The organism is Pseudomonas sp. PS02288 (assembly GCF_029959715.1).
Taxonomy (GTDB): Bacteria; Pseudomonadota; Gammaproteobacteria; order Pseudomonadales; family Pseudomonadaceae; genus Pseudomonas_O; species Pseudomonas_O kuykendallii.
This window is the reverse complement of record NZ_JASCPA010000006.1, coordinates 47926-67890: the sequence shown is the minus strand read 5'-3', so window position 1 is coordinate 67890 and position 19965 is coordinate 47926. Positions and strand designations below refer to the sequence as shown.

The 19965-nt window shown below is 67.1% G+C and carries 19 protein-coding genes; 10 read left to right on the top strand and 9 right to left on the bottom strand.

Features of this window, described 5'->3' with window-relative positions:
* Positions 1-49 precede the first annotated feature (49 nt).
* The 4 genes from prmC (at position 50) to QMX85_RS04590 (ending at position 3045) form a co-directional block, all read left to right on the top strand.
* On the top strand, positions 50-877 hold the full coding sequence (gene prmC / locus QMX85_RS04605) for a peptide chain release factor N(5)-glutamine methyltransferase (RefSeq protein WP_282339020.1): 828 nt from the start codon (positions 50-52) through the stop codon (positions 875-877).
* A gap of 15 nt (positions 878-892) precedes the next feature.
* Positions 893-1648, top strand: coding sequence for a molybdopterin-synthase adenylyltransferase MoeB (locus QMX85_RS04600; RefSeq protein WP_282339019.1), 756 nt, complete (start codon positions 893-895; stop codon positions 1646-1648).
* Entirely contained in the window at positions 1641-2432 is a 792-nt protein-coding gene (gene murI / locus QMX85_RS04595; protein ID WP_282339018.1) for a glutamate racemase, read from the top strand. Before QMX85_RS04600 ends, murI begins: the two co-directional genes overlap by 8 nt.
* 94 nt (positions 2433-2526) lie before the next feature.
* Positions 2527-3045, top strand: coding sequence for an acyloxyacyl hydrolase (locus tag QMX85_RS04590; RefSeq protein ID WP_282339017.1), 519 nt, complete (start codon positions 2527-2529; stop codon positions 3043-3045).
* Between the two features lie 116 nt (positions 3046-3161).
* Here QMX85_RS04590 and QMX85_RS04585 read toward each other — a convergent pair whose 3' ends face one another.
* Positions 3162-3617 (bottom strand): DciA family protein, encoded by a 456-nt coding sequence (locus tag QMX85_RS04585; RefSeq protein WP_273233579.1) that lies wholly within the window; start codon positions 3615-3617, stop codon positions 3162-3164.
* A 223-nt stretch (positions 3618-3840) separates the two neighbouring features.
* On the opposite strand from QMX85_RS04585, the gene secA reads away from it, so the two are divergent.
* The 4 genes from secA (at position 3841) to QMX85_RS04565 (ending at position 9654) form a co-directional block, all read left to right on the top strand.
* Positions 3841-6585 (top strand): preprotein translocase subunit SecA, encoded by a 2745-nt coding sequence (gene secA, locus QMX85_RS04580; RefSeq protein WP_282339016.1) that lies wholly within the window; start codon positions 3841-3843, stop codon positions 6583-6585.
* 113 nt (positions 6586-6698) lie between these two features.
* Positions 6699-7919: a bifunctional glutamate N-acetyltransferase/amino-acid acetyltransferase ArgJ gene (gene argJ, locus QMX85_RS04575; protein ID WP_282339015.1), complete on the top strand. Its 1221-nt coding sequence runs from the start codon at positions 6699-6701 to the stop codon at positions 7917-7919.
* A 149-nt stretch (positions 7920-8068) separates the two neighbouring features.
* Complete coding sequence (locus QMX85_RS04570; protein ID WP_282339014.1) at positions 8069-8707, top strand: glutathione S-transferase; 639 nt, start codon at positions 8069-8071, stop codon at positions 8705-8707.
* Complete coding sequence (locus tag QMX85_RS04565) at positions 8704-9654, top strand: Nudix family hydrolase (protein ID WP_282339013.1); 951 nt, start codon at positions 8704-8706, stop codon at positions 9652-9654. The genes QMX85_RS04570 and QMX85_RS04565 overlap by 4 nt, the downstream gene beginning before the upstream one ends.
* Positions 9655-9697: 43 nt before the next feature.
* On the opposite strand, the gene QMX85_RS04560 is transcribed toward QMX85_RS04565, so the two are convergent.
* From QMX85_RS04560 to QMX85_RS04530, 7 genes are all read right to left on the bottom strand, one after another.
* Positions 9698-10000: a chaperone modulator CbpM gene (locus QMX85_RS04560; RefSeq protein ID WP_282339012.1), complete on the bottom strand. Its 303-nt coding sequence runs from the start codon at positions 9998-10000 to the stop codon at positions 9698-9700.
* On the bottom strand, positions 9997-10926 hold the full coding sequence (cbpA, locus tag QMX85_RS04555) for a curved DNA-binding protein (RefSeq protein WP_282339011.1): 930 nt from the start codon (positions 10924-10926) through the stop codon (positions 9997-9999). The genes QMX85_RS04560 and cbpA overlap by 4 nt, the downstream gene beginning before the upstream one ends.
* Positions 10927-11064: 138 nt before the next feature.
* A complete protein-coding gene (locus QMX85_RS04550; RefSeq protein ID WP_282339010.1) occupies positions 11065-12090 on the bottom strand; it encodes an ion transporter in 1026 nt (341 codons plus the stop codon).
* Between the two features lie 13 nt (positions 12091-12103).
* Positions 12104-12685 (bottom strand): cob(I)yrinic acid a,c-diamide adenosyltransferase, encoded by a 582-nt coding sequence (locus QMX85_RS04545; protein ID WP_282339009.1) that lies wholly within the window; start codon positions 12683-12685, stop codon positions 12104-12106.
* The gene (locus tag QMX85_RS04540; protein ID WP_282339008.1) at positions 12685-14700 is read right to left on the bottom strand and encodes an ATP-binding protein; all 2016 of its coding nucleotides are present in this window, start codon (positions 14698-14700) and stop codon (positions 12685-12687) included. Before QMX85_RS04540 ends, QMX85_RS04545 begins: the two co-directional genes overlap by 1 nt.
* Before the next feature lie 44 nt (positions 14701-14744).
* Positions 14745-15656, bottom strand: coding sequence for a putative 2-dehydropantoate 2-reductase (locus QMX85_RS04535; RefSeq protein ID WP_282339007.1), 912 nt, complete (start codon positions 15654-15656; stop codon positions 14745-14747).
* A gap of 13 nt (positions 15657-15669) precedes the next feature.
* Positions 15670-16632, bottom strand: coding sequence for a response regulator (locus QMX85_RS04530; RefSeq protein WP_282339006.1), 963 nt, complete (start codon positions 16630-16632; stop codon positions 15670-15672).
* 147 nt (positions 16633-16779) lie between these two features.
* Between QMX85_RS04530 and QMX85_RS04525 the strand changes: the two genes are divergently transcribed.
* Positions 16780-17259 carry a YajQ family cyclic di-GMP-binding protein gene (locus QMX85_RS04525; protein ID WP_282339005.1) on the top strand — a complete coding sequence of 160 codons (480 nt, stop codon included), beginning with the start codon at positions 16780-16782 and terminating at the stop codon, positions 17257-17259.
* A 107-nt stretch (positions 17260-17366) separates the two neighbouring features.
* Entirely contained in the window at positions 17367-18212 is an 846-nt protein-coding gene (locus QMX85_RS04520) for a mechanosensitive ion channel family protein (RefSeq protein ID WP_282339004.1), read from the top strand.
* Positions 18213-18216: 4 nt separating this feature from the next.
* On the opposite strand, the gene QMX85_RS04515 is transcribed toward QMX85_RS04520, so the two are convergent.
* The gene (locus tag QMX85_RS04515; protein WP_282339003.1) at positions 18217-19938 is read right to left on the bottom strand and encodes an AmpG family muropeptide MFS transporter; all 1722 of its coding nucleotides are present in this window, start codon (positions 19936-19938) and stop codon (positions 18217-18219) included.
* Positions 19939-19965 lie beyond the last annotated feature (27 nt).

The following is a 19965-nucleotide window of genomic DNA, read 5'->3' as shown; positions in this document are numbered from 1 at the left end:
GACGCCGTATGGTGGATCGGCGCCGCGCGATCCACGCCACGAGGGACACATGCCGACCATCCAGACCCTGCTCGCCAACGCCGACCTGCCCGACTCGCCGAGCGCGCGCCTGGACGCCGAGCTGCTGCTCGCCGCCGCGCTGGGCAAGCCGCGCAGCCATTTGCGTACCTGGCCGGAGAAGGAGGTCGAGGCCGCGGCCTTCGAGCGCTTTGCCCGCGACCTGACGCGTCGCAGGGGCGGCGAGCCGGTGGCCTACATCCTCGGCCGCCAGGGCTTCTGGAGCCTGGAACTGGACGTGGCGCCTGACACCCTGATCCCGCGCCCGGACACCGAACTGCTGGTGGAAACCAGCCTCGCCCTGCTGCCGGCGACGCCGCAGCAGGTGCTCGACCTCGGCACCGGCAGCGGCGCCATCGCCCTGGCACTGGCCAGCGAGCGGCCGGTCTGGTCTGTGGTCGGCGTCGATCGCATCGCCGAGGCGGTGGCGCTGGCCGAGCGCAATCGACAGCGTCTGAAACTGGGCAACGCCTCCTTCTCCGAGAGCCACTGGTTTTCCGCGCTGGCCGGTCGGCGGTTCGCACTGATCGTCAGCAACCCACCTTATATAGCCGCCGACGATCGCCACCTGGGCGAGGGCGACGTGCGTTTCGAGCCGGCCAGCGCGCTGGTCTCCGGTCCCGACGGGCTGGACGACATCCGCCTGATCGTTGCGCAGGCGCCGGCGCACCTGCAGCCGGGCGGCTGGCTGCTGCTCGAGCACGGCTTCGCGCAGGCGGATGCGGTGCGCCAGCTACTCTGCGCTGCAGGCTTCGCCGAGGTGCACAGCCGCCGCGACCTTGCCGGCCACGAACGCATCAGCCTGGGGCGATGGGCATGAACGGGAGTCTGCGCGATGCTCACTGACGACGAACTGCTGCGCTACAGCCGGCAGATCCTGCTCAAGCAGATCGATGTCGACGGCCAACTGCGCCTCAAGCAGAGTCGCGCGCTGATCGTCGGCCTCGGCGGGCTCGGCTCGCCGGTGGCGCTGTACCTGGCCGCGGCCGGCGTGGGCGAGCTGCACCTGGCGGATTTCGACACCGTGGACCTGACCAACCTGCAACGGCAGATCGCCCACGACAGCGTCAGTATCGGCCGGACCAAGGTCGATTCGGCGATGGCGCGTTTGCATGCGCTCAATCCCGAGGTGCGGCTGTTCGCGCACCGTACGGCGCTGGACGCGGATTGCCTGGCCGACGCCGTGGCGGCGGTTGATCTGGTGCTGGACTGCTCGGACAATTTCGCCACCCGCGAAGCGGTCAACGCCGCCTGCGTGGCGACCGCCAGGCCGCTGGTCAGCGGCGCCGCGATCCGTCTCGAGGGGCAGCTCTCGGTGTTCGATCCCCGCCAGGCCGACAGCCCTTGCTACCACTGCCTCTATGGCCACGGTAGCGAAGCCGAGCTGACCTGCAGCGAGGCCGGCGTGGTCGGCCCGCTGGTCGGCGTGGTCGGCAGCCTGCAGGCGCTGGAGGCGTTGAAGCTGCTGGCCGGTTTCGGCGAGCCGCTGGTGGGTCGCCTGCTGCTGATCGACTCCTTCGGCAGTCGCTTTCGCGAACTCAAGGTGCGTCGCGACTCCGAATGTCCGGTCTGCGGAGGACGAAATGACTGACGTGGCGCCCGTCGGGGTCTTCGATTCCGGCGTCGGCGGAATTTCCGTGCTGCGCGAGATTCGCGCGCGCCTGCCCGCCGAGTCGTTGCTCTACGTCGCCGACAGCGGCCACGTTCCCTACGGCGAAAAGAGTCCGGAGTTCATCCGCGAGCGCAGCCGGCGGATCAGCGAGTTCCTGCTCGCCCGCGGCGCCAAGGCCCTGGTGCTGGCGTGCAATACGGCTACCGTGGCGGCGGTGGCCGATCTGCGCGAGCGCTATCCCGATCTGCCCATCGTCGGCATGGAACCGGCGGTCAAGCCGGCGGCACGGGCGACGCGCAGCGGCGTGGTCGGCGTGCTGGCGACCAGTGGCACGCTGAAGAGCGCCAAGTTCGCCGCGCTGCTCGACCGCTTCGCCACCGACGTACGGGTCGTCACGCAGCCTTGTCCGGGGCTCGTCGAGCTGATCGAAGCCGGCGAATTGCAGGGCGAGGCGACCCGCGCGCTGTTGTCGCGCTACGTCGAGCCGCTGTTGGCCGAGGGCTGCGACACGCTGATCCTCGGTTGCACCCACTATCCCTTCCTTCGCCCGCTGCTGGCGCAGTTGCTGCCGCCTTCGGTGGCGCTGGTGGATACCGGCGAGGCGGTGGCGCGGCGACTGGAGCACCTGCTGGACGAGCATGGCTTGCGCCGCGCCGAGGGGGCGGCGAGCGCCAGGTTCTTCACCAGCGGCGACCCGGAGAGGCTGGAGGCGTTGCTACCCGTGCTGTGGGGCGAACGTAGCGAAGTTGAAACATTTGCCTAGGAAGTCTCGTTTGGCGCTGGATTCTTGTCGGCGTCGCGAGTATTTATACGCCGTGCTAACTAATAATTTCCAAGACCTTTTAAGGACGTTCCTGATGAAGAAAATGTTCTCCCTGGCGGCTGCTATGGCTCTCTCCATGGGGCACGCCATGACCGCGCAGGCGGCCGACGTCACCTTGTCGGTCGGTGTGACCGGGGACTCGACCATGGTTTACCGCCTGGGCACCCAGTTCGATTTCGGCAAAAGCTGGTTCCAGAGCGACGTCGGTCGCCTCACCGGATACTGGGACGCCGCCTACTCCTACTGGGAAGGCGACGATACTGCCAGCAACCACAGCCTTTCCTTCGCCCCGGTATTCGTCTACGAGTTCGCCGGCGATACGGTGAAGCCCTATGTGGAGGCCGGTATCGGCGTCGCCGCGTTCGCCAGCACCGAGCTGGAAAGCAACGACCTGGGTTCCTCGTTCCAGTTCGAGGACCGCATCGGCGCCGGCCTGCGCTTCGCGGGCGGACACGACGTCGGCGTGCGCGCCATCCACTATTCCAACGCCGGCATCAGCCAGCCCAACGATGGTGTGGAGGCGTACTCGCTGTACTACCGCATGTCCTTCTAAGCGTCTGCTCAGGCTCTCGCGCGGGCTCCGGCACGCGATATCCTGAGCAGGTTGCCGCATCGGGCGAGCGAAAAAACCGGGCCATGTGCCCGGTTTTTTTCATCCCTGCGCGGGGCTCAGCGCTTGGTTTGAACGTGGCTGGCCAGGCGTTCGAGGGCGGCGCGCAGGTTCGGGTCGCTGACGTTGTCGGCAGTCGCCTGGATGCTCTCGGCGGCGGCAGTGGACAGCACCATGCTGTTGCGCCGTGGTGGCGTGACGCTGGCCGGTGGCTGCACCTTGAACAGGATGCGGGTCAGCCCGGCGAACGCCTCGTAGGTCTGCAACTGGCGCTGCAGGCGGCGCTGCTGGTAACGCAGGCGCGTCGCCCAGTGGCCATCGGTGACGATCAGCAGCAGGCAGCCCTCGCGCCAGCTCGCCACCTTGCAGTGCTCGCGCGCCGCCGGCTGCAGCTGGCTTTCCAGCAGACGCTGCAACTGGTCGAGACGAAGCGCCGCGCCGAGCAGCGCTCTGAGCGGTTTCGCCTCGCGCAACAGCGCGGCGGGCGTGCGACCTGGCAGTGGGCGAAAGGACATGGTGGGTCGTCGGCAGGGTGGGTGGGCGATAGTAGCAGAACCCCGATGCGCGCAGCGCCGACGGCCTGTCGCTGGCGTCGGGCCATGATGGCACCGCGAAACGACGCCGCTTTCCTCATGTTCGTTTCCGAGTAGAATGCGTCCTTTCGCATGCAGCCATGAGGCTGCCCGGGCGTCCTGTTCAGGGCGTCCTCAATCCATACGCGTGGAAGATCCTGTCGATATGTTTGCGCCTTTGTTGAAAAAACTTTTCGGAAGCAAGAATGAGCGTGAAGTCAAACGCATGCTCAAGACGGTACAGGTTGCCAACGGGTTCGAAGAGCAGATGCTGGCTCTCACCGACGAGCAACTGCGGGCCAAGACCGAGGAGTTCAAGGCTCGTCTGAGCAAAGGCGAAACCCTCGACCAGCTGCTTCCGGAAGCCTTTGCCGTGGCCCGCGAGGCCGGCAAGCGCGTCATGGGCATGCGCCACTTCGACGTCCAGCTGATCGGCGGCATGACCCTCCACGAAGGCAAGATCGCCGAGATGCGTACCGGCGAGGGCAAGACCCTGGTCGGCACCCTGGCGGTGTACCTCAACGCCCTGGAAGGCAAGGGTGTCCACGTGGTCACGGTGAACGACTACCTGGCCCGCCGCGATGCCAACTGGATGCGCCCGCTGTACGAATTCCTCGGTCTTAGCGTGGGCATCGTCAGCCCGTTTCAGCCGCCGGAAGAAAAGCGCGCCGCCTACGCGTGCGACATCACCTACGGCACCAACAACGAATTCGGCTTCGACTACCTGCGCGACAACATGGCGTTCAGCGTCGAGGACAAGTTCCAGCGCGAACTCAACTTCGCCGTGATCGACGAAGTCGACTCCATCCTCATCGACGAAGCGCGTACCCCGCTGATCATCTCCGGCCAGGCCGAAGACAGCTCCAAGCTGTACATCGAGATCAACAAGCTGATTCCGCGCCTCAAGCAGCACATCGAGGAAGAAGAGGGCGTCGTCACCCAGGAAGGCCACTACAAGGTCGACGAGAAGAGCCGCCAGGTCGAGCTCAACGAACAGGGCCATCAGTACGTCGAGGACATGCTCACCCAGGTAGGCCTGCTGGCCGAGGGCGAGAGCCTGTATTCGGCGCACAACCTCGGCCTGCTGACCCACGTCTATGCGGCCCTGCGTGCGCACACGCTGTTCCAGCGCAACGTCGAGTACATCGTGCAGAACGGCCAGGTCGTCCTGATCGACGAGCACACCGGCCGCACCATGCAGGGCCGTCGCCTGTCGGAGGGCCTGCACCAGGCCATCGAGGCCAAGGAAGGGGTGAACATCCAGGCCGAAAGCCAGACGCTGGCTTCTACCACCTTCCAGAACTACTTCCGCCTCTACACCAAGCTGGCCGGCATGACCGGCACCGCCGACACCGAGGCCTTCGAGTTCCACCAGATCTACGGCTTGGCCGTGGTGGTGATCCCGACCAACCGCCCGCTGGCGCGTCAGGACTTCAACGACCTGGTCTACCTGACCCAGGAAGAGAAGTACGCGGCGATCGTCACCGACATCAAGGAAAGCCTGGCCCAGGGGCGTCCTGTGCTGGTCGGTACGGCCACCATCGAAACCTCCGAGCACATGTCCCGCCTGCTCACCCAGGAAGGCATCGAGCATAAGGTCCTCAACGCCAAGTTCCACGAGAAGGAAGCCGAGATCATCGCCCAGGCAGGGCGCCCTGGCGCGCTGACCATCGCCACCAACATGGCCGGTCGGGGTACCGACATCCTGCTGGGCGGCAACTGGGAGGTCGAGGTCGCGGCGCTGGAGAACCCCACCGAGGAGCAGATCGCGCAGATCAAGGCCGACTGGCAGAAGCGTCATACGCAAGTGCTGGAGTCCGGCGGCCTGCACGTGATCGCCTCCGAGCGCCACGAGTCCCGCCGTATCGACAACCAGCTGCGTGGCCGTGCCGGTCGCCAGGGTGACGCCGGTTCCAGCCGCTTCTACCTGTCGCTGGAAGACAGCCTGATGCGCATCTTCGCCTCCGACCGCGTGAAAAACTTCATGAAGGCCCTGGGCATGCAGCCCGGCGAGGCGATCGAGCACCGCATGGTGACCAACGCCATCGAGAAGGCGCAGCGCAAGGTCGAGGGTCGCAACTTCGACATCCGCAAGCAGCTCCTCGAGTTCGACGACGTGGCCAACGAACAGCGCAAGGTGATCTACCACATGCGCAACAGCCTGCTGGCCGCGGACAACATCGGCGACACCATCGCCGAGTTCCGCGAGGAAGCGCTGGCCGCCACCGTCGCCCAGCACATTCCGCCGCAATCGCTTCCCGAGCAGTGGGACGTCGCCGGCCTGGAGGCCGCGCTGAACAGCGATTTCGGCATCCAATTGCCGGTTCAGCAATGGCTCGACGAAGACGACCACCTGCACGAAGAGAACCTGCGCGAGAAGATTCACGAGCACCTGCTGGTCGCCTACCGCGAGAAGGAAGAAATGGCCGGCGCCGACGCGCTGCGCAGCTTCGAGAAGCAGATCGTCCTGCGCGTGCTGGACGACCTGTGGAAGGACCACCTGTCGACCATGGACCACCTGCGCCACGGCATTCACCTGCGTGGCTACGCGCAGAAGAACCCGAAGCAGGAGTACAAGCGCGAGTCGTTCACCCTGTTCCAGGAACTGCTCGACTCCATCCGCCGCGACTCGATCCGCGTGCTCTCGCACGTTCAGGTTCGCCGCGAGGACCCGGCCGAGGAGGAGGCGCGCATGCGTCGCGAAGCCGAGGCGCTGGCCGAACGCATGCAGTTCCAGCATGCCGAGGCGCCAGGTATCGAGGCCGAGGAGACGCCGGAAGTCGCCTCCGTCGATGACGACGTGGCCGTGGCCCAGGCGCCGGCGCGCACCGAGGCGAAGATCGGCCGCAACGAACCCTGCCCCTGCGGGTCGGGCAAGAAGTACAAGCATTGCCACGGTCAGGTGCAGTAAAACCGCTGCTCCGATGACCCACGCTACCCACGCCGCGACCGGCTCAGCCGCTCGCGGCGTTTTTACGCCGTAGTCGCTGCGGCATTTCATCACTGCCACGAAGGAGCGCATCCATGGCTGTCGGTCTTGGTCCTCTGCCTACCCTGCATCCGGTTCCCGGTTTCGAACTCGGCATCGCCTCTGCCGGTATCAAGCGCCCCGGGCGCAAGGACGTGGTGCTGATGCGCTGCGCCGAAGGTTCCGCCGTCGCCGGGGTGTTCACCCTCAACGCCTTCTGCGCCGCGCCGGTGATCCTGTCGAAGAAGCGCGTGCTCGGCGGCGCGGTGCGCTACCTGCTGACCAACACCGGCAACGCCAACGCCGGGACCGGCGAGCCCGGCCTGCACGCGGCGACCCGCACCTGCGCCGAGCTGGCCCGGCTGGCGGGCGTGGAGGAGGGCAGCGTGCTGCCGTTCTCCACCGGGGTGATCGGCGAGCCGCTGCCGGTGGAGAAGATCGAGGCCGCGCTGCCGGCAGCCCTGGCCGACCTCAAGGCCGACAACTGGGGCGCTGCCGCCAGCGGCATCATGACCACCGACACCCTGCCCAAGGGCGCCAGCCGGCAGTTCGTGCACGACGGCGTCACGGTCACGGTCACCGGCATCAGCAAGGGCGCCGGCATGATCAAGCCGAACATGGCGACCATGCTCGGTTACATCGCCACCGACGCCAAGGTCGCCCAGGGCGTGCTGCAGGACCTGCTGCGCGATGCCGCGAACAAGTCGTTCAACCGCATCACCATCGACGGCGACACCTCGACCAACGACTGCTGCATGCTGATTGCCACTGGCCAGGCCGCGCTCGACGAGATCGTCCAGCCCAGCGGCGCGCTGTTCGCCGCGCTCAAGCAGGCGGTGCTGGACGTCGCCATGGAGCTGGCCCAGGCCATCGTGCGCGACGGCGAAGGGGCGACCAAGTTCGTCACCGTGCAGGTCAACGGCGGTGCCACCCAGCAGGAATGCCTGGACGTCGGCTACGCCGTCGCCCATTCGCCGCTGATCAAGACCGCGCTGTTCGCCTCCGACCCGAACTGGGGGCGCATCCTCGCCGCCGTCGGCCGCGCGGGCGTGGCGCAGCTGGACGTCAGCAAGATCGACGTCTTCCTCGGCGACGTTTGCATCGCCAGCAAGGGCTGCCGCTCGCCGAGCTACACCGAGGAACAGGGCTCGGCGGTGATGGCCGGGGCGGAAATCGGCATCCGCATCGAACTGGGCCGCGGCAACTGCAGCGAAACGATCTGGACCACCGACCTGTCCCACGAATACGTGAAGATCAACGCCGAATACCGCACCTGATCCGCGTCGGGCTCCGTGCGCCGGCTGGCGCGCGGGGCCGCCCCGGCGGCATTCCCGCCGTTCATCCGCCCATGCCGAATGGGAATTTGCCTGTTCCTTCCGCGCCTCTTATGGTCCCTTCAGACAAGACGCAAACCAAGGAAGCCCGCATGTCCCTTACGCTGGTGATCGGCAACAAGAACTACTCGTCCTGGTCGCTGCGCGCGGCCCTCGCCCTGGAACTGGCCGGCGCGCCCTACGAGGAACTGCGCATCGCGCTGTACCAGGCCGACAGCCGCACGTTGCTGCGCGCGCAATCGCCGACCGGCAAGGTGCCGGTGCTGCAGACCGAACTCGGCCCGGTGTGGGATTCGCTGGCCATCGCCGAGTACCTCGCCGAGCGTTTCCCCGGCGCCGGCCTGTGGCCGCGCGACGAATATGCCCGCGCGCTGGCGCGCTCGATCTGCGCCGAGATGCACAGCGGCTTCGTTGGCCTGCGCAGCCACCTGTCGATGGACCTCAAGCGCGATCAGGCGCTGCCGGTCATACCCGATCCGGCCGTTGCCGACATCGAGCGCGTGTGCGCGATCTGGAACGATTGCCGGGCGCGCTTCGGCGCCGGGGGCGAATTCCTCTTCGGCCAGCCGAGCATCGCCGATGCCTTCTACGCACCGATCGCCGCGCGCTTGCGCAGCTATCGGGTCGCGCTGCCGCGTGTGGCGGCGGACTACGTCGAAACCATCTACCGTTGGCCGGCCTTCCAGCGCTGGTATCGCGCGGCCCTCGAAGAAACGGAGATCATTGCATGAAACGCATCCATGTCGCGGCGGCGGTGATCCGCGCCGCGGACGGCCGGGTCCTGATCGCCCGGCGTCCGGACGACAAGCATCAAGGCGGACTCTGGGAGTTTCCCGGCGGCAAGGTCGAGGACGGCGAATCAATCGAGACGGCGCTGGCGCGCGAGTTGACCGAGGAGCTGGGCATCGCGGTGACGCAGGCGCGCCCGCTGATCCAGGTGCGCCACGATTACCCGGACAAGCAGGTGCTGCTGGATGTCTGGGAAGTCGGCGCCTTCACCGGCGAGGCGCATGGTGCCGAGGGCCAGCCGCTGGCCTGGGTCGCGCCGCGGCACCTGGCGGACTACGCGTTTCCCGCGGCCAACGCGCCCATCGTGGCGGCGGCCAGATTGCCGGACCGCTACCTGATCACCCCCGATGAGCTGGAGCCGCAGCACCTGCTCGCCGGCGTGCGCCAGGCCATCGCCGAGGGTATCCGGCTGATCCAGCTGAGAGCTCCGGGGATGTTCGATGCGCAGTACCGCGACCTCGCCGTGGACATCCAGGGCGTCTGCGCCGGCAAGGCGCAGCTGATGCTCAAGGGGCCGCTGGAGTGGCTGGGGGATTTCCCGGCGGCCGGCTGGCACCTGACCGCGAAACAGCTGCGCGACTACGCGGCGCGGGGCCGCCCGTTCCCCGCCGAGCGCTGGCTGGCGGCGTCCTGTCACGACGCCGAGGAACTGGCCCTGGCCAGCGCGATGGGCGTGGACTTCGTCACCCTTTCGCCGCTGCAGGCCACGCGCACCCATCCCGAGGCGCAGCCGTTGGGCTGGGACGCGGCGAGCGAGCTGCTGCGCGGCTTCGACAAGCCGGCGTTCCTGCTCGGCGGCGTCGGCCCAGACGACCTGCCGCGCGCCTGGCAGATCGGCGCCCAGGGCATCGCCGGGATTCGCGCTTTGTGGAAGGGGGCGTTGGACTGACCGCGTAAGCGCCCGGGCCGGCGAGTTGCTCCGGGCGCTCGCCTCAGTGCTGGATGAAACGCTCCAGGCGCTGACGCAGCTGCTGGTTCTCGCGCTTGAGCTGGTCGACCTCGTCGAGCAGTCGCAGGGCCAGGGCGATACCCGGCCAGTCCAGTTCGAAATCCTGTTTCAGGCGCAGCGCGCGCTTGGCCATCAGCAGCGCATCGAGGTCGAACGACCAGCGTTCGACAGTTGCTTCGCTGGGCTCGAGAATCCCCAGTTCGACGATCTCGATCAGCACCTCGCGCGACAGGTTCGCGCTGCGGCAGAATTCCTCGACCCCGAAGGTCACGATCAGCGTGGTCATTGCTCTTTACTCCATTGCGCTCGGGGATCGAAGGCCGCCTTCTCGGCGAGCGCCTGCCATAGACCGCGCGTCGAATCACTGGTTTTGCCCGGCATCACCACCTTCAGCAGGGCGAACAGGTCGCCGCGGCCCTGCTTGCCGGGCAGGCCTTTGCCTTTCACCCGCAGGCGCTGGCCGGTCTGGCTGTCCGGCGGGATGCTCAGGTTGATGCGTCCGTCCAGTGTCGGAACCGTGATCTTCGCGCCCAGCGCCGCTTCCCAGGGCGCCAGCGGCACGGTGATGATCAGGTTGTGCGCTTCCACGTCGAACAGCGGGTGCGGCACCAGGCGCAGCGTCAGGTAGAGGTCGCCGGCTGGCGCCTCGCCCACGCCTGGCGCGCCCTGGCCCTTGAGGCGGATGCGCTCGCCGTCGAGCACGCCGGCGGGAATCTTCACGTTGAGCGTGCGCGTCAGGTCTTCGCGGCGGCCCTGGGCGTCGAATGCCGGGACCTTGAAGCTGATCTGCTTGGATTCCTCGGCGAGGGTTTCCTCGAGGAACACCGGCAGTTCCAGCTCGACGTCCTGGCCGCGCCGGCCGCCCCGCGCCCGCCCGGAGGCGCTGCCGAAGATCGACTCGAAGAAGTCGGAGAAGTCGCCGTCGTAGCGCTGGTGCGGTTCATGCTGCGCGGCGCTGGGTTGCCAGCCCGGCGGCGGCTCGAACTGGCTGCGGTTGCCGTAGCGGCGCAACTCGTCGTACTCGGCGCGCTTCTCCGGGTTCTTCAGCACCTCATAGGCTTCGACCACGTCCTTGAACCTGTTCTCGGCGTCGGGATCGTCGCTGACGTCCGGATGGTATTTGCGCGCGAGCTTGCGGTAGGCGGTCTTGATCGCCTTCTCGTCGGCCTCCGGCGCCACGCCGAGGGCCTGGTAGTAGTCCTTGAACTCCATGCAACGTCACCCTTCGGTTATGCGTTGATAGCCAGTCTGGGCCTCTCCCGCGCCACACGGATGACGCCGGTCAGGCGCACGGGTGTTACTGGGGCAGCCCGAAGGCGGGCGAGTTCCTCGAAGGGCCTGATCGATGCTTCAGCGCGGCAGGTCGGAAGGCGCGGGCGGGCCGACGAAACGGCTCCAGCGACGGTCGAGCACCTGCTGCTTGAGCACTTCGATGAGGTCCACCAGCAGCTCTTCCAGGGCCAGGTCGGTGCTTTCGTCCTCGTACAGCCAGGCCTCGAAGAACTGATCGGTGAGGTTCGCCGCCAGCGCCTTGAACTGCTCGCGCTGCAGCTCCTCCACCGCGCCGGCGAGCAGGCGGCGGACGATATCGCCGAGGGCGGCGTCCAGGCTGTCGGCGAACTGCGAACCCAGCGGCAGGCGGCGCAGCTTGCGCAGTTCCTCGTTGTTCATCAGCGCCTGGTGCACCAGAGCGCTGACATAGCCGTCGATGGCGCCACGGTTGCTCCGGTAGCCGTTTTCCAACATGCCCTGCAGGCGTCGCGACAGGTCGTCCAGCAGCCGCTGCTTGCGCGGACGGATCACGCCATTGATCAGCCGCCGCGAGAGGTCGTCGCTGGCGCCGATTTCCTGCTGCAGGCGCGAGAACAGCTTGACCATTACCCGGTCCGAGAGCTCTTCGAGCAGCAATTGCCAGTAGCGGTTGAGGAAGCCGTAGAGCGCCCAGCGGCGCATGTCGATCAATCCGAGGCGTTGCAGGCGGATCAGCAGCACGCCGATGCGCAGCACGCGCAACCAGCGCAGGCCGGCCAGCGGGATGCAGCCGAGTACGTCGTACCAGTGGGCGAAGGGGTAGTAGTACCAGCGCGCGTAGCGGCGTTCGGCGATCGCCACCGCCCAGCCGAGCAGCACGTCGAACAGGAAGACCGCCACGAAGCACAGGTCGATGAAGGCGAAGTGCGCGTGGATGCGGCGGTCGTAGAAGGCGTGGAAGCCCGGCAGCACGCTCTGCAGCGCCTGGTTCAGCGGCGCCAGGGCGAACAGGCCGTCGAACAGGATCAGCGCCAGGTTGGCACACACCAGCAGCACCACCAGCGCTTCCCAGGCGGCGTGCAGGCCATCTAGGTTGCGGTTGGAGGCGGCTGCCGGCGCGCTCATCGGATCGGCGCCTTCACTCGGCGGCCTTCTTCGCGGCCTGCCAGAGGATTTCCGCGCGGCCCTGGCGGCGCGCGATCATCCGCGCGGCGACGAACAGCAGGTCGGACAGGCGATTGACGTAGGCCAGGCCAACCGGGCGCAGCGGCTCTTCGGCGTTCAGCGCCTGGCAGCGACGTTCGGCGGCGCGCGCCTGGCTGCGGCAGACGTGAGCCTGGGCGATCAGGCGCGAGCCACCGGGCAGGATGAAGTTTTGCAGTGGGCCGAGTTCCTCGTTCCAGCGGTCGATGGCCTGTTCCAGGCGGGTGACCTCCGCCTCGTCGAGCGCCTGGTAGACCGGCATCGCCAGCTCGCCGCCGAGGTCGAACAGGCGGTGCTGGCAGGGTTCGAGCACCTCGATCAGCTCGCCGAGGGCGGGGCAGTCCGTCTGTGCCTCGGCGAGTTCGGCGAGCAGCAGGCCGAGGGCGCTGTTGAGGCTGTCCAGCTCGCCCATCGCCTCCACCCGCGGATGGTCCTTGGCAACCCGGCGACCGTCGGCCAGCCCGGTTTCGCCGGCGTCGCCGGTGCGCGTGTAGATCCTGGTCAGGCGATTTCCCATCAGTTGTCCTGGTCACTCGTGGCGGGCAGCGGCAGGCGCAGGGTGAAGAGGGTGCCCTGACCCGGCTTCGACTGCACGTCCATCTGGCCCTTGTGGTTGTTGGTGATGATGAAATAAGAGACCGACAGGCCCAGCCCGGTTCCTTGGCCGACCTCCTTGGTGGTGAAGAACGGCTCGAAAATCCGTTTGCGCACCGCCTCGGGAATCCCCACGCCGTTGTCCTGCACCTGGATTTCCGCCCACGGCGGGTTGCGCCGGGTGCGCACGACGATGCGTCCGGGCTCGTCGTCCTCGCGCTGGTGGATGGCCTGGGCAGCGTTCTTCAGCAGGTTGAGCAGCACCTGTTCCAGCTCGTTGGCGATGCACGGCACCTTGCCCAGCTCGTCGTCGAATTCGCGGTGGATGTCCAGCGCCTTGAAGTCGAAGCCGTCGGCCAGGTCGAAGTCGTTGCCGGCGATTTCCAGCGCCTGGTCGATCACCGTCGGCAGCAGGCAGGGCATCAGCTCACGGTTGCTCAGGCGGCTGAACGACAGCATGTGGCTGACGATCTTCGCCGCGCGGCTGCCGGCGGACTGGATGCCGTCGAGCAGTTGCGGTACCTCGCGGGCCTGCAGGTAGGCGTTGATCTGCTCCAGGCCGATGCCGGCGAGTTGCGCCTGTTCGAGGTTCTTCGCCAGCTCCGGCGACAGCCGCCGGCGGATGTTCTGCACGTTGTGCAGCACGGCGCCCAGCGGGTTGTTGATCTCGTGCGCCATGCCGGCGGCCAGCCCGCCGACCGAGAGCATCTTCTCCGACTGCACCATCACTTCCTCCAGCGACAGGCGCTGGGTGATGTCGTCGATGCGGATCACCACGCCGCCCTTGCCGCTGCCGCCCATCAGCGGGAAGAAGGTCAGCGCGTAGTGGCGGGACTCGCCGTCCTTGGGCCAGGTGACGCGCTCGACTTCCTCGACCCGGCAATGCTCGGCACTGCGTCGCAGGGCCTCCAGGTAGGGCTTGAGCGGCGGGAAGGCGAGGAAGATCGGTTTGTTCATCGCCTCGTCCAGGCCGGTGCCGGAAAGCAGGCTGGCCTCCTTGTTCCACTGGGTCACGTACATCTGCTCGTCCAGCGCGATCAGCGCCGAGGGCATCGAGTCGATGATGCTGTTGAGGTAGCTCTGGAAGCCGGTGAGCTTCTTCTCGATCTTGCTGCGCACCTGCACTTCGAGTTCCAGCTGCAGGTTCGTGTGGCGGGTTTCCTCGGCCAGGTTGCGCGCCTGGGAAAAAGCGGCCTGGGCATCGTCGCGCGCACGCTCGAGCTGCTGCTCGCGTGCCTGGATGCGCGCCAGCATGGTGTTGAAGGCCTCGGCCAGGCTGCCGATCTCGTCGTGGTTGCCGCGGCGCGCACGCAGCGAGTAGTTCTCCTCGCGGGTGACCTGGCGCGAAAGCTCTTCCAGGCGGCGGATCGGCTTGGTCACCAGGCGGCGAATCTGCCGCGCCACCAGCAGCCAGAACAGTACGCTGAAGGCGAGAATCACCAGGCTGGCGGTGAGGGTGCCGGTGTAGAAAGCGCCGGGCAGCTCGCTGGACGCCACCAGCAACAGGTTGCCGGGCGGCCCGTCGGCCTGCGGCAGCGGGATCAGCTGGTTGGTGCGGAATTCGGCGGTGCGCCAGCGCTCCAGTCGGTCCAGGCGCCGAGGCAGGTCGAGCTTCTCGCCGCGGGCGAGTTGCGCGACGAGCCGGCCGTCGCCGCCGTAGATCGCCGCGGCGCGCAGGGGAGGGTAGTCGCGCAGGTTCTCGAGCAGCTCCCGCGCGGTTTCCGGCGAGGCCAGCGCCGGGGCGCTCAGCGCCGGGTTGGCGATCAGCCGGCCGAGGGTCTGCAGCGCTTGCGGCGCCATGCTTTCCTGGGAAATCCAGTACGCGGCGCTGATGAAGGCGAGGTTGGCCACCAGCAGCACGGTGGCGAGCAATACCAGCAAGGCGGCGAGCAGCTTGCGGCCGACCGGGAGATTTTCGAGACGCTGACGCAGGATCATGGCGGGTCGTAGCGTGCGGAATGAACCGGCAGGGTAGCCGCGCTTCAGTGCACCGGCAATCCGCGCGCGGCGAGGTGCGCGAGCAGCCGCTGGTGCAGGGCGCGCAGGTGCGGCAGATCCAGCGCGTGGCGCTCGGCCACCGCGCAGGCGCGTCCGAGCAGGTAGGCGACCTCGGTGCGGCGACCGGCGGCGACGTCCTGGTGCATGGAGGAATGGTTCGCCGCGGTGGCCTGGATCACCCGCTGCACGTCGTCGTGCAGGTGCTCGGCGGCCGCCGGCTGGCCGCAGCCTTCGAGTAATTCGCCGAGCTCGGCGCAGAGGATCGCGACCTCCGCCGGGTGCTCGGCCAGCCCGCCGTTGCGGCAGTCGTGCAGCACCGTCAGCGGGTTGATCGCGCAGTTCAAAGCCAGCTTGCGCCACAGTCGGGTGAGGATGTCCGGCGTCCACTGCTGGGGTATTCCGGCCTGCTCCAGCTGCGCGAGCCAGCCCGGCGGAGTGGGGTCGAGCGGGTCGCCGAGCCAGTTGAAGCCGTGCCCGGCGAAGATCACCTCGAAGTCGGCTTGCCGGAACGCGCCTTCGGTACTGGAGACCAGGATGCAGCGCGCGTGCGGCGCCAGGGCGGCGACTTCTTCCTGGCTGCCGATGCCGTTCTGCAACAGCAGCAGCTCGGCCTTCGGGGCCAGGCGCGGAGCCAGTGCCGCGACCGCGGAGGCGGCGTCATAGGCCTTGCAGGCGAGCAGCAGGCGATGTATCGGCGCCGTATCGGCGAGGGTTTTGGCGGGGAGCGGATGAAGGGTGCGCTGGCCGTTTTCCACCAGGCTCAGGCCACCGGCGCGGCGGTAGTCGGCCAGGCGCTTCTCATCGCGCAGAATCAGCGTGACCGGCAGCCCCGCCTGGGCCAGGCGCGCCGCCCACAGGGTGCCGAGGCTGCCCGCGCCGAGTACATGCCAGCTCACGCGTGCGTCGGCATCAGCGGCTGCCCAGGCGCAGGGCGGCGATGCGGCCGCTGGCGTAGGCCTCCGGCAGCAGGTTCTGGCCGTGCTCGATCAGCGTCTGCGCATCCAGCGGCAGCGCCTTGGCATCCGCGCCGACCAGGCCGATCCCGGCCTTCAAAGTGATGAACCCTTCGCTGGTCTTGAAGGCCTTGAGGTTGAGGCCTTCGTGCAGGCGCCGGAAGCTGGTCGGCGAGCATTCATGAAGGTCGTCGATGAGGGTGATCAGGCCGAAATGGGTGTCGTCCAGGCGCACCAGCACGTCCAGCGGGCGCACCAGCTGTTGCAGGCGACGGGCGATGCCGTGGAGCAGTTCGGCATGGAAATCCTCGCCATACTTCTGCCGCAGTTCGCCGGTTTCCGGCAGCCCGATCAGCAGGTAGCACAGCGCGCCGCCACGCGATTCCACCTGTCGCAGGCTGTCGCCGAGCTTGAGCCGCAGGTAGCGCGGATTGCCCAGGCCGGTGACCGAGTCGACCAGGTTGCGCTGTTCGAGGCTGGCGATGTTCTGCGTCAGCAGGCGGTTTTCCTGGAGCAGCCGCTGCAGGGTGTTGCACAGGCGGTCGGCGGCGAACACGCGCGGCAGCAACTGTTCGCTCATTTCCGACTTGCTGATGAAATCGTCGACGCCGCGGTCGAAGGCTTCGTGCAGCACGTTTTCGCCTTCCTTGCCGGTGAGCAGGACGATGTAGGTGTAGTGATCGGCCATCTCGTCGAGCTGGCGTACCCGCGCGGTCAGCTCAAGGCCGTCGATCTCCGGCATCAGCCAGTCGGCGAGCAGCACGCTGGCCGCGCGCGTTTCGAGTTGCCGCAGCGCCTCCGTCGCGCTGCTGGCGAAGCGCACATCCTGATAACCGGCCTGGCTGAGTGCCCGGCCGATCATGGCGCTGGAGAATTTGGCGTCATCCACGACCAGGATGCTGAGGTAAGCGTTGGGCATTTAGCGAACTCGCAATAGGGGCCGACTTCCTGCCAGCCGGGGGGCGCCGCATAGTTGTGCGGTTATAATGACCCGGCATTTTCAACCGTCAAGCCAGGCGCGAACCGCTCGAGAGTTCGAACGCGCCACCAATCTGGAGCAAGCCACATGCCCTCTTTCGACGTGGTGTCGGAGCTGGACAAGCACGAAGTCACCAATGCCGTGGACAATGCCATGAAGGAACTCGAACGCCGCTACGACCTGCGTGGCAAGGGCAGTTTCGAGTTCAAGGAAAAGGTCGTCACCCTGACCGCCGAGGCGGATTTCCAGCTCGAGCAGATGATCGAGATCCTCAAGCTGTCGCTGGTCAAGCGCAAGATCGACGTGCAGTGCCTGGAACTCAAGGACGCCTATGCCTCCGGCAAGGTGGTGAAGCAGGAAGCCACGCTGCGCGAAGGCATCGACAAGGAACTGGCGAAGAAGATCGTCGCGCTGATCAAGGACGCGAAGCTCAAAGTGCAGGCCGCCATCCAGGGCGAGCAGGTTCGCATCACCGGCAAGAAGCGCGATGACCTGCAGGAAGCCATCGCCCTGCTGCGCACCCAGGACCTGGGCATGCCGCTGCAGTACAACAACTTCCGCGACTGACCCTCTGTCGCCCGGGTCGGAACCCCGGCCCTCCGCCGGGCGTCGCATTTTCCATGTTTTTCCGGGCGCCGCCCCCGCGTCCCTTCACACCTTACTGGAGCTCCTTGATGGACCTGAGTGCTGAAATGAACCACCTGCTAGAGGCCTCCGAGGCCTGGTTGCCACGGGTGCTGGAATACGGCGGCCAACTGCTGCTGGCGGCGATCACCCTGCTGATCGGCTGGTGGCTGATCAACCGGCTGGTGGCGAGGGTGGTGGGGCTGCTCGCGGTCCGCAGGATCGACCCGGCGTTGCAGGGCTTCATCGGCAGCCTCAGCGGGATTGCCCTGAAGATTCTGCTGCTGGTCAGTGTGGCCTCGATGATCGGCGTGCAGACCACTTCGTTCATTGCCGCCATCGGCGCTGCCGGCCTGGCCATCGGCCTGGCACTGCAGGGCAGCCTGGCAAACTTTGCTGGCGGCGTGCTGATCCTGATATTCCGCCCGTTCCGCATCGGCGACTGGATCGAGGCGCAAGGTGTGGCCGGCACCGTCGACAGCATCCAGATTTTCCACACCATTCTGCGCACCGGTGACAACCGCACGGTGGTGATACCCAACGGCAACCTGTCCAACGGCATCATCACCAACGTCTCCCGGCAGGAGACCCGCAAGGTGGTGTTCGACGTAGGCGTGGACTACACCGCCGACCTGCAGAAGGCCAAGGACGTGCTGCTGGCGCTGGCGGAGGATGAACGGGTGCTCGCGGAGCCGGCGCCGCAGGTGGTGGTGGCGGCGCTGGGCGACAATGCGATCACCCTGTCGCTGCGCATCTGGACCAGGAACGGCGACTACTGGCCGGTGACGTTCATGCTCAACGAAGTGGTGCGTGACCGTCTCGGAGCAGTGGGCATCGGCATCCCGTTCCCGCAACGGGTCATCCATGTAATGAAGAGCGACGAGCCGGCCGTCTGAGCGATCACGCTGGGCGATCGTTCTGCGTTTGCGTCGCCGCTTCCGCCTGCTCCTCGACCGGTTGCGGCTCGCGGCGCAGGCGGCGCCACTGCATCAGGATGAGGATCAGCGTCGGCACGCCGAGGAGCGTGGTGATGAGGAAGAAATCGCTGTAGCCGACCTTCTCCACCATCACCCCCGAATAGCCCCCGAGCAGGCGCGGCAGCAGCATCATCAGCGAGCTGAGCATGGCGTACTGGGTGGCCGAGAACTTCAGGTTGGTCAGGCTCGACAGGTAGGCGACGAACGCGGTGGAGGCCAGCCCGGCGCTGAAGTTGTCGCAGGAGATGGTCAGCACCAGCATCTGCAGGTCCGCCCCCATCCCCGCCAGCACGACGAACAGGAGGTTGGTGCCGGCCGAGGCGGCGCCGCCTATGAAGAGGATCGGCAGGATGCCGAAACGCACGATCAGCAGGCCGCCGAACACCCCGCCGAGCAGCGTCATTATCAGCCCGAAGATCTTGCTGACACCCGCGATCTGGTCCTTGCTGAAGCCCTGGTCGATGTAGAAGACGTTGGCCATCACGCCCATCACCGTGTCCGACATCCGATAGGTGGCGATCAGCCCCAGCAGCATCAGCGCCTGCCAGCGGTAGCGCAGGATGAAGTCGCTGATCGGCGTCAGCACCGGCGCCATCAGCAGACGGCCGGGGGCGGACAGGCAGCCCAGGCAGATCAGCAGGTACATGGTCCCGCGCGGCCAGTAGCCTCCGTAGTACGACTGCAGACCGCCGGTGAAGGCGACCATCAGGATGATCAGCACGATCACCGAAACACCCTGGTTGACGAAATCCAGGTGCCGCGTGCGCTTGCGCTGATAGGCCTGGCGCAGCGTGCTGCCGACCGGCAGCAGCAGCGCGCGGCCCCAGGGCGACAGGCAGCCGAGGATGAACAGCCCGTACAGCGCGGCACGCGGCCAGGCGGTGGCGATCAGCGCGTTGATCAGCGCGGGCACCGAGATCAGCATCACCAGCAGCAGGCCGATCGAGGCGAGCTGGTGGTTGAAGCCGAACAGCGAGGTACGGTTCGGCAGCGGGGTGGTGGCCTCGGGTTCGCGGATCGCCAGGCTGGTCATCAGGCCGGGCAGGATCAGCAGGGCGAAGGCGATGTAGGTGCTGGCCCAGGCGCTCTGGTCATAGTGCTGGCTGCTCGAGCCCAGCCAGTCGGCGAGGAACAGCGCGCCGGCGGTGGCCAGCAGCATCGCCACGCGGTAGCCGGTCATGTACGAGGCGGCGAGGGCGGCCTGGTAGCTGTCCTCGGCGATTTCCAGGCGGTAGGCATCGATGGCGATGTCCTGGGTCGCCGAGGCGAAGGCCACGGCCACGGCGAAGGCGATCAGCAGCGCCAGGTGGTCGCGCGGATCGCACAGCGCCATGCCGACCAGGCCGATGGCGATCAGCGACTGCGAGAGGATCAGCCAGGAGCGGCGTTTGCCCAGGGCACCGAGTAGCGGCAGGCGCCATTGGTCGAGCATCGGCGACCAGACCCACTTGAAGGCGTAGGCGAGGCTGATCCAGCTGGCGTAGCCGATGGTTTCGCGCGACACCCCGGCCTCGCGCAGCCAGACCGACAGCGTCGAGAACACCAGCACCGCTGGCAGCCCCGCCGCGAACCCGAGCAGCAGAAGGGCGAGGGAAGCCGGGGTGGCGTAGGCGCGGAGTGCGTCGCGCCAGGTTTTACGGGACATGAGGGTACGCGGGTGGCTGACAAAGGG